This is a genomic window from Streptomyces sp. NPDC057543 (assembly GCF_042801895.1).
Classification (GTDB): Bacteria; Actinomycetota; Actinomycetes; order Streptomycetales; family Streptomycetaceae; genus Streptomyces.
Genome location: NZ_JBHVFF010000287.1, coordinates 1 through 11,160, shown reverse-complemented (window position 1 = coordinate 11,160; position 11,160 = coordinate 1). Strand labels below are relative to the sequence as shown.

14 protein-coding genes are annotated in these 11,160 nt (G+C 69.5%); 3 read left to right on the top strand and 11 right to left on the bottom strand.

Annotated features, from left to right (window positions below):
• On the top strand, positions 1-434 hold a 434-nt coding region (locus tag ACFU8Q_RS33655), incomplete at its 5' end, for a LuxR C-terminal-related transcriptional regulator (protein WP_384461560.1).
• 70 nt (positions 435-504) lie between these two features.
• Here ACFU8Q_RS33655 and ACFU8Q_RS33650 read toward each other — a convergent pair.
• A complete protein-coding gene (locus ACFU8Q_RS33650) occupies positions 505-1,302 on the bottom strand; it encodes a VOC family protein (protein ID WP_384461557.1) in 798 nt (265 codons plus the stop codon).
• A 394-nt stretch (positions 1,303-1,696) separates the two neighbouring features.
• Here ACFU8Q_RS33650 and ACFU8Q_RS33645 point away from each other — a divergent pair, with 394 nt between their 5' ends.
• On the top strand, positions 1,697-2,695 hold the full coding sequence (locus ACFU8Q_RS33645) for an ion transporter (RefSeq protein WP_384461554.1): 999 nt from the start codon (positions 1,697-1,699) through the stop codon (positions 2,693-2,695).
• Positions 2,696-2,809: 114 nt separating this feature from the next.
• Here ACFU8Q_RS33645 and ACFU8Q_RS33640 read toward each other — a convergent pair whose 3' ends face one another.
• Entirely contained in the window at positions 2,810-3,394 is a 585-nt protein-coding gene (locus ACFU8Q_RS33640; protein WP_384461551.1) for a CAP domain-containing protein, read from the bottom strand.
• A 251-nt stretch (positions 3,395-3,645) separates the two neighbouring features.
• Here ACFU8Q_RS33640 and ACFU8Q_RS33635 point away from each other — a divergent pair, with 251 nt between their 5' ends.
• Positions 3,646-3,831 (top strand): hypothetical protein, encoded by a 186-nt coding sequence (locus tag ACFU8Q_RS33635; RefSeq protein WP_384461548.1) that lies wholly within the window; start codon positions 3,646-3,648, stop codon positions 3,829-3,831.
• Here the strand turns inward: ACFU8Q_RS33635 and ACFU8Q_RS33630 are convergent.
• The 9 genes from ACFU8Q_RS33630 to ACFU8Q_RS33590 all read right to left on the bottom strand — a co-directional run bounded on the left by ACFU8Q_RS33630 (position 3,828) and on the right by ACFU8Q_RS33590 (position 11,101).
• Entirely contained in the window at positions 3,828-4,652 is an 825-nt protein-coding gene (locus ACFU8Q_RS33630) for an enoyl-CoA hydratase/isomerase family protein (protein WP_384461545.1), read from the bottom strand. The two genes, ACFU8Q_RS33635 and ACFU8Q_RS33630, sit on opposite strands and share 4 nt — an antisense overlap.
• Positions 4,649-5,779, bottom strand: a complete 1,131-nt coding sequence (locus tag ACFU8Q_RS33625) for a cytochrome P450 (RefSeq protein ID WP_384461542.1) — start codon at positions 5,777-5,779, stop codon at positions 4,649-4,651. Before ACFU8Q_RS33625 ends, ACFU8Q_RS33630 begins: the two co-directional genes overlap by 4 nt.
• A 327-nt stretch (positions 5,780-6,106) precedes the next feature.
• Positions 6,107-7,507: a cytochrome P450 gene (locus ACFU8Q_RS33620; RefSeq protein ID WP_384461539.1), complete on the bottom strand. Its 1,401-nt coding sequence runs from the start codon at positions 7,505-7,507 to the stop codon at positions 6,107-6,109.
• Positions 7,508-7,695: 188 nt separating this feature from the next.
• The gene (locus tag ACFU8Q_RS33615) at positions 7,696-8,286 is read right to left on the bottom strand and encodes an ATP/GTP-binding protein (protein ID WP_384461536.1); all 591 of its coding nucleotides are present in this window, start codon (positions 8,284-8,286) and stop codon (positions 7,696-7,698) included.
• Entirely contained in the window at positions 8,261-8,635 is a 375-nt protein-coding gene (locus ACFU8Q_RS33610; protein WP_384461533.1) for a DUF742 domain-containing protein, read from the bottom strand. The genes ACFU8Q_RS33615 and ACFU8Q_RS33610 overlap by 26 nt, the downstream gene beginning before the upstream one ends.
• Entirely contained in the window at positions 8,632-9,036 is a 405-nt protein-coding gene (locus ACFU8Q_RS33605) for a roadblock/LC7 domain-containing protein (RefSeq protein ID WP_384461530.1), read from the bottom strand. Before ACFU8Q_RS33605 ends, ACFU8Q_RS33610 begins: the two co-directional genes overlap by 4 nt.
• Positions 9,033-10,274 carry an ATP-binding protein gene (locus tag ACFU8Q_RS33600; protein ID WP_384461527.1) on the bottom strand — a complete coding sequence of 414 codons (1,242 nt, stop codon included), beginning with the start codon at positions 10,272-10,274 and terminating at the stop codon, positions 9,033-9,035. Before ACFU8Q_RS33600 ends, ACFU8Q_RS33605 begins: the two co-directional genes overlap by 4 nt.
• A 248-nt stretch (positions 10,275-10,522) precedes the next feature.
• Positions 10,523-10,651: a hypothetical protein gene (locus ACFU8Q_RS33595; protein ID WP_384461524.1), complete on the bottom strand. Its 129-nt coding sequence runs from the start codon at positions 10,649-10,651 to the stop codon at positions 10,523-10,525.
• A gap of 111 nt (positions 10,652-10,762) precedes the next feature.
• A complete protein-coding gene (locus tag ACFU8Q_RS33590; protein ID WP_384461521.1) occupies positions 10,763-11,101 on the bottom strand; it encodes a hypothetical protein in 339 nt (112 codons plus the stop codon).
• Between the last annotated feature and the right edge of the window lie 59 nt (positions 11,102-11,160).

Here is an 11,160-nt window from a genome sequence, read left to right as displayed (position 1 = left end):
TCCTCATCCTCACCACGTTCGATCTCGACGAGCACGTCTACGACGCGCTGGCCGCCGGGGCGGGCGGCTTCCTGCTGAAGGACGTCACCGCGGAGCGGCTGTTCGACGCGGTGCGCGTGGTCGCCGCGGGCGAGGCCCTGCTCGCGCCCACCGTCACCCGCCGCCTCATCGGCGAATTCGCCCGCATGCGCCGCGAGGCCCCGGCCGCGCCGACCGCTCCGCTCACCGCGCTCACCCCGCGTGAGACGGAGGTACTGCGCCTGATCGCCGAGGGCCTGTCCAATCCGGAGATCGCAGCCCGGCTGAGCGTCAGCGAGGAGACGGTCAAGACCCATGTCAGCCGCATCCTGAACAAACTCGGTCTGCGGGACCGCACCCAGGCGGTGGTCGCGGCGTACGAATCCGGTCTGGTGGTGCCGCGGACCGGTGGGTGAGCCGGGGCACGGACGCATGGTCCCGGACCGGTGGGTGAACCGGGGCACGGAAGGGGTGGTCCCGGACCGGTCAGGACACCGGGGACGTCTTGGGCGCCTCGCCCTGGGTCGTGTTGACGTCGATCACGGAGAACGCCGCGCCCTGCGGGTCCGTCAGTGCGGCGAAGCGGCCGAAAGGAATGGTCATCGGGCCGAACCGCAGGATCGCGCCGCGCTCGGTGGCCTTCGCGACGGCCGCGTCGCAGTCCGGGACGGTGAAGTACACATTCATGTACGGCGGCACCTCGGGCGGGAATTCGTCGCCCATCCTCATCCGCCCCATGACCGTCTTGTCGCCGAGGTTGAACATCCTGAAGTCGACGTGCTCGTCCTCCATCTTCACCACGGTGTACGGGAAGACGGCGGGGAAGAACGCGTCGGACTTCTCGGGCTCCCGGGTGAAGACCTCGGCCCAGCAGTACGCACCCGGCACGCCCTGGGCCTCGAAGCCCTCATGGGCGCCCGCCTGCCACACACCGAAGGTGACACCGCTGGGGTCGCGGGCCAGCAGCATCGTGCCGAACTCGCCGACCTCCATGGGGTCCATCAGCGTCTCGCCGCCGTTCTCACGGATCTTCGCGGCGGTGGCGGCGGCGTCCGGCGAGGCCAAGTAGAGACACCAGGCCGACTGTCCCTCCTGGCCGGGCATCGGGGGCACGACGGCGGCGACCGCCTTGCCGTTGGCGTACGCCTGCGTGTAGTCGCCGAACTCCGCCGAGGACTCGCCGAACGTCCAGCCCAGCACATCACCGTAGAAGCTCTTCGCGCCGTCGAGATCGGGGAACATCGCGTCGGCCCAGCACGGGGTGCCCTCCGGTTGTACAGCCATGACGTCGACTCCTTCGCCTTCTTCGTACTCGCGTGTACTCGTGCTCGGTGGGTGGTACGGCCTTTCACGCTAGCCAGCCCACCGGTTCCCCGCGCGCCGGACGCGGGCCGCCACACCGACGGCGTACCGGTACGAGCCCCGTACCCCGGCAACCGCGGGAGGCGCTGAGCCCCGCGCCGAGGTGGGGCACACGGGTGAGTGAGCCCTCCGACGCCCCACGCGCGCCGGGAGGAGCAGGCGAAGACCGCTCGGGCGCCACCGCGACCGGCCCGTCCTCGGCGTCCGGTGCGTGGCCCGTGCCGACGCCCTTTAAGATCCACTTCTGCCGGCGAGTGACAACGAGCGGCAACCGGTCCGTGGGGGACCGCACTTCTGCGAGGAAACGAATCACACCATGTCCGAACAGGTCGCCGCCCACTTACGGCGTGAGATCGCCGTACGCAGCCGTCGCGTCGTGGACTCCTCGGCCTTCGCCGGCACCGTGTTCTGCCTCATCGTGACCAACGCGGCGCTGCTGGGAGTCGAGACGTACAGCGGCGTCGTGCAGCAGTGGCACGACGTCCTCAAGGGCGCGGAGCACGCCTTTCTCACCGCGTTCACCGCGGAGATCCTGCTCCGTGCCGCCGCCCACGCCGACCGGCCCCGGGACTTCTTCCGCGACCCCTGGAACGTGTTCGACGTACTCGTCGTCGCCCTGGCCTTCCTGCCGTTCGCCCGCGAGAACGCGACGGTGCTCCGGCTCCTGCGGCTGGCCCGGGTGCTGCGCGCCGCGAGGTTCCTGCCCCAGTTGCGCATCGTGATCGTCGCGGTGGGCAAGAGCCTCCCCGGCACGTTGAGCTTTCTGCTCGTCGGGGCGCTCCTGCTCTACGTGTACGCCATGGTCGGCTGGGTCTTCTTCGCCGGTGACAATCCCGAGCGCTTCGGCTCGCTCGGCCGCGCCGCGCTCACCCTCTTCCTCCTCATCACCCTCGACGGCCTCGGGGACGCGGTCCGCGCGGCCCTGGAGATCTCCCGCTGGACGATCCTCTACTTCGCCTCGTTCGTCCTGCTCGGTTCCTTCCTGCTCGTCAATCTCCTCATCGGCGTCGTCATCAACTCCCTCGAAGAGGCACGTGAGTTGGAGAAGGAACGCGAGCTGGAGGAAAGCGCGCGGGACGCGACGCCCCCGGGACCCCGGCTGCCTCCCGCCGAAACCGCCGAGGCGCTCCGGGCGCAGATCGACGCCGCTCGCCGGGCCCTGGACTCCATCGAGGCGAACCTCGCGGAGACCCGGCACTCGTGCGGCTGCCGAGGTGCGGGTGAGGGGGAAGGGGAACTCGTGGCGGTCGGGGAGCCCGGTACGTACGCCGGTCCGTCGTCGCCATCCGCCCGGCTTGACGAATCTCGTCCCTGAGGCTGCCTGACAGCGATGCGGCGGCTGCGCGGCGGAGGCTGATGCTGACGCTCTTCCCGAACCGGGAACGTACCGACCCACGCGGTCCTCACCCGGCTGAGACCGAGCGGGTGTTCACCGGGCCGCTCCGAAGTCCTGCGTCCAGTAGTTGCCGGGCTGGGCGACGCCCACGCCGATCTCCTTGAACGAACAGTCGAGGATGTTGCGCCTGTGCCCGGGGCTGTGCATCCAGCCCGCCACGACGTCCTCGGGGGTGGCGTAGCCGTGGGCGACGTTCTCGCCGTACGCCCTCCAGTCGTAACCGGAGCCCGTGATGCGGTCCCTCGCGGCCGATCCGTCGGAGCTCATGTGGGACATGTTGCGGTGGAACGCCATGTCCGCACTGTGGGCCCGGGCCGCCTTCGTCAGCTTCGCGTTCTTGGTCAGCGGCGAGCACCCGGCCTCGGCGCGTGCGCGATTGACGAGCTTCAGTACGCGGGCGGCGGCACGGGACGCCGGAGCCGTGGGCTTCTGAACGCTCACGGGTGCGACGGGCTTCGGGACGCTCCCCTGTGCGGTGTGGGGCCACCCCGCCGCAACAGCCGGCTTGTCCTGGGGGGTGTAGGAGGCCATGGCGGCGGAGGGCACGCCCACGGCCCCCACCGCGACGACGGCGACGGTGATCTTCCGGTAGGACGTCTTCCTGCGGTGCTTCCTCATGCGTGACCTCGCTCGATAGTCGCGGGGCGCCCCCGTACAGCCGGCATCGACGGCGCCTTGCGGTCGTCGTTCCCGCAACGGCTTCCGGCAACGGGCAGCAAGCGGAAGCACTGCCCGGGTCCGTACAACCGACGGGTGGGCGGGAGTGCCTGGCGGGGCGCATGCCGAGGAACGTAGCGCGCGCATACCTGCGCCAAGACGGACAGACATCACCATGCCGTCCAAGTGGCGGCTACTCATCAGTGTTTTGAGTGGCAAAAAGCTCTGCCGCCGATGTCACCGGCCGGTTGCGCACCCCCCGGCTCCGGCGTCGACGGGGCGGGGCGGACGGTCCGGCCTCGCACGCGTACCGCGTCCTCGTCCACGCCCAGTACCACCCCGGCACCCACCACGTCCTCGACCGCCTCGCCGGCCTCCTCGGCCTCGCCGAGGGCTAACGCACGGGTACGGTCTCCGCGCCCGTCCCCCCGGCATGGCGGGTCCGGCGGGTCGCGGCCGCGACGGTGGCCATCAGTTCCGCGTCCAGGACCGACGGATCGGCCAGCCGCGTCGACGCGGCGTACGAGTTGAGCAGCGCCTTCGTGACGCGCAGGGCCGCCTCGGGCCGGCGCACGATGGGCTTGGCCCACGCGTCGACCGCCGCGTCGAGCTCGTCCTCGGGCACGACGCGCTGAAGGACCGACAGTTCGTACGCCTCCGCCGCCTTGAAGGGGCGCCCGGTCAGAATCAGTTCGCGAACCCGGGCGGCGCCGACCTCATGGAGCAGGCGCGGCAGCATTCCGCCCCAGGCGGTGGGCAGGCCGAGTGCCAGTTCCGGCAGCCGGAATCCGGCGGTGTCGGCGCCGACGCGCAGATCACAGGCGAGGGCCAGTGCCATGCCCGCGCCGATCGCCTTGCCCTGGACCCTGGCGATGGTGACCGCCTGGCTGGTGGTGATCGCCTCGCAGACGCGGCGGCCCTTCTCGGCCGCGATGCGGATGCCCCGCCCGGTGGGGTCCTCGTCGAGCCAGTCGACGAACTCGTTGCGGTCCCCGCCCAGCGAGAAGTGCTCGCCGGCTCCGCTGAGCACCACCACCCGGACATCGGGGTCGGGCAGGGTCAGGATCGCCAGCAGATCGTCCAGCATCGCCTCGGTGACCGCGTTGCCGGTGTCGGGGCTGTTCAGCTCCACGCGCAGGATGCCGTCCTCCCGCGCGGTGCGTATGGGGCTCGGTGCCGCCCGGTACGGCGACAGGTACTCGGTGAGAGAAAACTTCATATCGCTACATTCATCGAGGTCACACGCCTGAAGACCAGACGGGACGCATAGCTGGGCGCCGTCACGGCGCGCAGGGTGGGGAAACGTTTCAGGAGCTGGGTCAGGAGCGTACGTGCCTCCAGACGAGCGAGAGCCGCGCCCAGACAGTAGTGCACACCACCCCCGAAGGTGAGGTTGGTGCCGGTGCGCGTGATGTCGAAGGCGTCCGGGTCCTCGTTGCGCCGGGGATCGTGGTTGGCGGCGCCGAACACGACGTGGACCATGGTGTCCTTCGCGATCGGCACGCCCGCCAGGACCGTGTCGTCGGCGGCGACCCGCGTGTTGATCTGGATCGGCGGGTCGTACCGGAGAACCTCGTCGACTGCCGCGTCGATGTATCCGGGATTCTCCCGGAGCCACTCCCACCGACCGGGCTCCGCCAGCAGCAGGCCCACCATGGCCGACAGCAACGTCGCGGTGGTCTCCAGTGAGGCGATGGTGACGAACATGGTGAGGCGGTAGAGGATTTCGTCCGCCGCCTCGCGGTCGGACGCCATCGCGTCCCAGGTATGGATCCAGCCGGTCACGACATCGTTGCCGGGGTTCGCGCGGCGCTGCTTCACCATCTCGGTGAAGTACGCGCGTAGATGCAGGGTCGCTTCTTCGGATACGGCGAGTTCACTCTTGGTGGGCAGCAGCTCCTGGGCGTGCACCTGGTTGTGGGTGATCTCCAGGATGTGGGCGTAGTCCTCGGGCGGGATGCCCAGCCAGGTGCCGATGGTGCTCATCGGGAGCTGCTCGCTCACCGTACTGACGAAGTCGGCCTCGCCCCAGCGCAGTTTCTCGGCGAGCTCGTCGAGAAGGCGGGTGACGTGCTCCTCGATCTGCGGGGTCAGCCGCTGGATGGTGGAGCGGTCGAAGAGGTTGCCGAGGCTGCGGCGCTGGCAGGTGTGCTCGGGCGCGTTGAGCCGCGCGAGCGTCTTGGTCATCTCCTGGGTGGCGATGGCGTCCCACTGTCTGGCGTCCTCCTGGCGCTCCTGCCAGGCGAAGTCCGGTGCCAGCCAGTTGCGACCGCGAAGCACCTCGCTGCACGCGTCGAAACCGGTGACGAAGTACGCGCCCCAAGGAGCGCGTACGACGTCTCCCATGGTCCTCAGCTCCCCCAGAAGGGGGTAGGGATCAGCCTGTCCCTCCGGCGATTTGAGACGTCTCAGGAGGGAGATGAGGGCACGACGGTCGACGGCAGGCCGGTCGGTGCCACATATAGCGCTCACGCAGAGTTCCTTGCCTTGGGCCCATGGTTACGGCCAGAACCTACCCCTCCGCATATCGCTGCCAAGCGTCGATCTTTGTTGCCCGTGTCACAGGCAAATGTGTCGCTGACCCCTTGTCATATGCCGATCTGCCGTCAACTTGCCTTGTTCTCCACGTGAGTTATGCGCACATGCCGTCCGAATTCCGGTCACCGGACGGCGTCACACGCGGAACACGTCCAGGAAGGAACTCCACCAGCCCTTCGTCTTCTTCTGCGGCTCCGTCTGGTCGTAACGCGCGGCGGGAACCTCCTCGAGGGGGGCGGTACGAGACGAAACGGCCGACTGGGACGCCACGTTCGCCGCCTTCGCCGCCTTGCGGGCCGGACTCGGGCTGAACCGGACCGGCAGGGACACCAGGGCCCGGTGGAACGGTCCCGGCCGCCATTCGACACTGGAAGCCGGAACGGCGAGGGTGAGGTCCGGTACGGAGTTGAGGATCTTCTCGATCGCGGTGAGGGCGATGAGCTGCGCGGGGGACTTCGCCGGGCAGACGTGCGGACCCGCGCCCCAGGCCAGGTGGGCGCCCTTGCTCAGGGTCTGGCGGGCATCGGTGAGCGCGGGATCGCTGTTCGCGGCGGCGAAACTGATCAGTACGGGGGTGTCCGCCTTCAGCGTCACGCCGCCGAGGTCGATGTCCTGGACCGGGTAGTGCGTCGCGTAGTTGGCGATCGGCGGGTTGTTCCACAGCACGTCGTCGAGGGCGTCCTCGACCAGCAGTCCGGTACCTCGCCGCTGCGAATTCCCGGTGTCCTCGGACAGCAGGAGAAGCAGCGCGTTGGCTATGAGGTTGCGTTCCGGCTCGATGCCCGCGCCCATCAGCATGACGAGCTGGTCCTTGAGCTCCTCGTCCCGCAGGCCCGCCGGGTGCTGGATGAGCCAGGAGGTGATGTCCTCCCCGGGCTGGCGCCGCTTGAGCGCGACGAGTTCCATCAGGCACTCGGTCAGCTCGGCGTTGGCCCGCAGCACGTCCTCGCCGTCGAAGATCGCGGACATGCTGCGGGTCAGCCGGTCACCGATCTCGCCGGGGCAACCGAAGAGCTGGTTGAACAGCAGCAGCGGCAGCAGCTTGGCGTAGTCGCCCAGCAGGTCGGCGGAGCCGCGTTCGATGAACTGGTCGATGAGGTAGTCGGCGATGCGCTCGACGTCCCGGCTGAGCCGGGTGGTGTTGAGCCGGCCGAGGCTCTCGGTGACCGCCTTGCGCAGCCGCAGGTGCTCGGTGCCGTCCGTGAACAGGCAGTTGGGCCGGTACGCCATCATGGGCACCACCGGACTGTCGAGCGGTACGCGTCCCTCCCGCAGTGCCGCCCACCGCCGCGAGTCCCGGGCGAAGTAGGAGGGGTTCTGCAGGACCCGGAGCGCGGCCTCGTGCTGCACGATGAGGGTGGCCTCCACGCCGGGGGCCAGCTCGATCGGAGCGGCGAGCCCGTGCGCCCGGAACTCGTCGTACACACGCTGCGGATCGGACGCGAACTCCGGCCCGTAGAGCGACGTCTGCCGCTCACCGTGCATCGGGCACCCGCTGGGGGCACTGTACGGGGTGGCTCCCGGAGACGAGTCCATGTGTGATTCCTCGGTGTGATCGCGGGCCTCGCAGGACCCGGACGGCGGACGGAGAACGGGGATCGGGTCGCCCTCCCCGTTCGTACCGCGGACGGGGAACGGGGATCGGGCGACCCTTTACGTGCGTACCGGCGGCCGGAGAATATGGGTCGGGCCACCCGTACCGGAAGACGGCGGGCGGAGCAGAGTCAGGCCACCCGGGCGAGCAGGTGCTGGACCAGGGTGATCAGGGCCTGCGCGGACGACTTCTCGTCCCGGGCGTCGCAGTACACGACCGGGGTGTCCGGCAGCAGGTCGAGCGCCTCGCGCAACTCCTCCTCGGCATGGCGGGAGTACGGGTCGAAGCTGTTGACCGCGACCGCGTACTCCAGCCCGTACGTCTCGACCAGGTCGATCACCGGGAAGGTGTCGGCGAGACGGGCCGGATCGACGAGGAGCAGCGCACCGAGCGAACCCCGCGCCATGTCCTCCCACAGCTCGACGAAGCGCTGCTGGCCCGGCGTACCGAACAGGTACAGCACCAGCTCGTCGCTCAGGGTCAGACGGCCGAAGTCGAGCGCGACCGTCGTGGTCACCTTGTCGGGCGCGCCGCGCAGATCGTCGATGTGCTCGCCGGCCTGCGTCATCCGCTCCTCGGTGCGCAGCGGAGTGATCTCGGAGAGGGTGCCGATGAGCGTCGTCTTGCCCACGGCGAAGTGTCCGACGACGAGGATCTTCGCCGCACGCTGTATCGCGTCCGACACATAGATGCTCTCAGCCGAACCGGACGTGGAGTCCATGCAACACCTCTTCGAGGATCTTCCTGTCAACGAGCTGAGCCGGCGGTGGCGCCTTGCGGCGTATCAGGTGTCCTTGTTCCGTTAAATCGTTCAGCAGCAGCCGCGCCACTCCGACGGGCAGCTCCAGATGGCCCGCGACCTCGGCCACCGACAGATAGCCGCCGGAACACAGGTCCCAGATCGCCCGGACCTCGGGGCTCGGGTTCGGGGGCCGCTGGCGGTCGGGGGCGATCACGACCAGGGTGACGAGGGAGAGGCCCTCCGCGTCGGGCAGGCCACGACCGCCGGTGATGACGTAGGACCGGACGAACCCGCTGCTGACCGCCTGCTCCCCGCCCGGCGTCGTCATGCTTCGCTTCCGGCGTTCTGGCGGAGCGGCGTGGTCATCGCCTTCCCCAGCGCGGTGACCTGCTGCTGCATACGGAAGGACATGGCCTCCATGTCCACGTCGGCCGCGGCGGCCGCCGCCAGGTAGGCGCCGGTGCCCGCGGCGATCAGGAAGATCCAGCCGTGCTCGTACTCAAGGAGGGTCTGCCGCCAGCGACCGGGGGTCTGGGCGCCGATGAAGGGGGCGACGGCCCGGCTCAGCGACTGCATGGAGCTCATCGCCGCTGCCACGGTCTCCGCGTCGTCCCGGCCGATCTGGCTGGAGTTGGCCAGGAGCAGGCCGTCGGCGGAGACGAGGATCGCGTGCCGCGCTCCGGGTACCTGGAGCACATCGTTGAGCACCCAGGACAGATCGGGGTTCACTGGATCTCGGGTCCTTCCATCGTCGTCGTGTCACGTCCGGACCGGGTTCCGCGCTGGAACGCGCCCAGGCGGGAGGCAGTCTCCTCGTTGCTGCGCACCGGCCCGGGTTCGGCCGACGGCACCACGGACACCGGACTCTTGCGACGACGCTTGGGCAGGCCGCCGGCGGTGGTGAAGGACGCCGCGGGCTGCGAAGCGGGGGCCGACTGTGCGGCCGGGGGGAACAGCGGGGTCGGAGCCGGCGCGGGCGCCTGGCGGTACGGAAGCGCCGCCACGTCCGCGTCGCGGTAACCGGCGGCCGCGGGGGCCGCGACGGCGGCCGGGGGCGCGGGCGCATCGCCGGTGAGAAGCTCGTCGGGCAGGAGAACCACCGCGCGTACGCCTCCATAAGGGGATACGGAGTCCACCGAGACCTTGAACCCGTAGCGGGCGGCCAGCACGCCGGAGACGGCGAATCCGAACTGTGGGGGAATACCCAGGCTGGAGACGCTGATCGCGGCCTGAGGCGCGAGGAGAGCCGCGGCGCGGTCCTTCTCCTCCTGGCCCATGCCGAGGCCCGCGTCGTCGACGATGAGGCAGACGCCCTTCGGGACGGCCTGGATGTTGATCTCCACCGGAGTGCCGGGGGCGGAGTAGTTGGTGGCGTTGGCGAGCAGCTCGGCGAGGACCACCGCGACGGGCTCCACGGCCTTGGCGACGACGGAGAAGTTGACCTGCCCGTTGACCCGGACCCGGTCGAACTGCCGGATACGGCCCTGGGCGCTGCGGGCCACGTCGAAAACGGACGCGACGGTCTCCCGGCGTCCGAGCCAGCCGCCGCACAGCACCGCGATGCCCTGCGCCCGGCGGCCGAACTGGCTGTTGGCGTGGTCGATGGCCATCAGGTCGGCGAGCATGTTGGGGTCGTCGCCGTACTTCTTCTGAGCGTTCTCGACGACCACCTGCTGCTCGTCCGCGAGCCCCTGAAGGGTGCGCACGGCCGCCTTGAGGACGGCCTTGGTCTCCTCTTCGGCGTCCTTGCGGACCTCGGCCATTTCAGCGGCCTGCCGGTGCAGCAGACCGGTGTGGGCGACGTGGACCTCGTCCCGCTGCCGTTGCAGCACGTCCCGCTCCTCCCGTAGCCGGGAGTTCTGTCTGCGAAGCCCGATATTGGTCTTGCGAGCCCGCAGGACGGCACCGACAGCTACCAGTGCTACGACAACCAGCGCCCAGAGGAGCAGGCCCTGTGCAAATGTCATGAGACTCACTTCAAGTGCCATGGCTGGGAAACGGCTTGACGCTTCCTCATGTGCTGTGCAAGCCGGGCTCATTGAGCCACGGCATGGGTCACGCAGGGAAGGCCCCTCCGAAAGTGGGGCCGAGGAATTCATCCCTTCCGGAATGCCCCCATACGCCATCAGCCCACTGGAAGTAAGTTGATCTTACCATCGGCCTGTCTGGTAAATGTCAAGACCGACACGCCAGTTGCACTCTTGACGCGGAATATTCACATCCGGCACGCCTGACGGCCCGTGGAGATCCCCCGCACGGTGCGCAGTTCGCGCCACCGGTTGCGTTCGCGGCGTGTGTAGTTCGCGCCACCGGCCGCGTTCGCGACGTATGCGGTTCGCGCCACCGGTTGTGCTCGTAACGTGCGCCGGCACCGCCCGGCCGCACAGGCGCGGACGGGCGGTGCGCGATTCCGTCAGGGCGAGCAGACGCCGACGTGCGACGACGAACGGGGCAATCAGCCGACGCACAGGACGAGCAGGCACAGCTGCTTCCGCGGTGCCGGCTCGGCCGCCGACGTTTCCGGCAAGGGGTTCGCAGTCGATGTGTCCGCGCCGGTCCGCTCGGTGGAAGCGGGCTCGGTCGTCTCGGGGACTGCGGCCGGGGCGGGGGCCGGGGCTGCTGCGGCGGCGTTGTCGACGTGCGTCACCTTGGGCGACTCGGGTGCGGCGTGCCGCGCCGTGCTCGTGGTCGTGGTCGCGGGAGGCTGGGCCACCGCGGCGGCCGTCGGCTGCCGGTTCGTCCGCACCGTGGAAGGCGTGGCGACGGTGATCTTCCGATGCCGGCCCGTTGCCATGGACTGATCAGAGCCGCGATGCCCGGAAACCGCGGCTTCCGGCTGCTCCGATACCGAGT

What these genes read in the sequence shown, in the direction of transcription:
- ACFU8Q_RS33650 (WP_384461557.1), bottom strand. Translation starts at nt 1,302, where the DNA reads ATGGCTGTACAACCGGAGGGCACCCCGTGCTGGGCCGACGCGATGTTC.
- ACFU8Q_RS33645 (WP_384461554.1), top strand. Translation starts at nt 1,697, where the DNA reads ATGTCCGAACAGGTCGCCGCCCACTTACGGCGTGAGATCGCCGTACGC.
- ACFU8Q_RS33640 (WP_384461551.1), bottom strand. Translation starts at nt 3,394, where the DNA reads ATGAGGAAGCACCGCAGGAAGACGTCCTACCGGAAGATCACCGTCGCC.
- ACFU8Q_RS33630 (WP_384461545.1), bottom strand. Translation starts at nt 4,652, where the DNA reads ATGAAGTTTTCTCTCACCGAGTACCTGTCGCCGTACCGGGCGGCACCG.
- ACFU8Q_RS33625 (WP_384461542.1), bottom strand. Translation starts at nt 5,779, where the DNA reads ATGGGAGACGTCGTACGCGCTCCTTGGGGCGCGTACTTCGTCACCGGT.
- ACFU8Q_RS33620 (WP_384461539.1), bottom strand. Translation starts at nt 7,507, where the DNA reads ATGGACTCGTCTCCGGGAGCCACCCCGTACAGTGCCCCCAGCGGGTGC.
- ACFU8Q_RS33615 (WP_384461536.1), bottom strand. Translation starts at nt 8,286, where the DNA reads ATGGACTCCACGTCCGGTTCGGCTGAGAGCATCTATGTGTCGGACGCG.
- ACFU8Q_RS33610 (WP_384461533.1), bottom strand. Translation starts at nt 8,635, where the DNA reads ATGACGACGCCGGGCGGGGAGCAGGCGGTCAGCAGCGGGTTCGTCCGG.
- ACFU8Q_RS33600 (WP_384461527.1), bottom strand. Translation starts at nt 10,274, where the DNA reads ATGACATTTGCACAGGGCCTGCTCCTCTGGGCGCTGGTTGTCGTAGCA.
- ACFU8Q_RS33590 (WP_384461521.1), bottom strand. Translation starts at nt 11,101, where the DNA reads ATGGCAACGGGCCGGCATCGGAAGATCACCGTCGCCACGCCTTCCACG.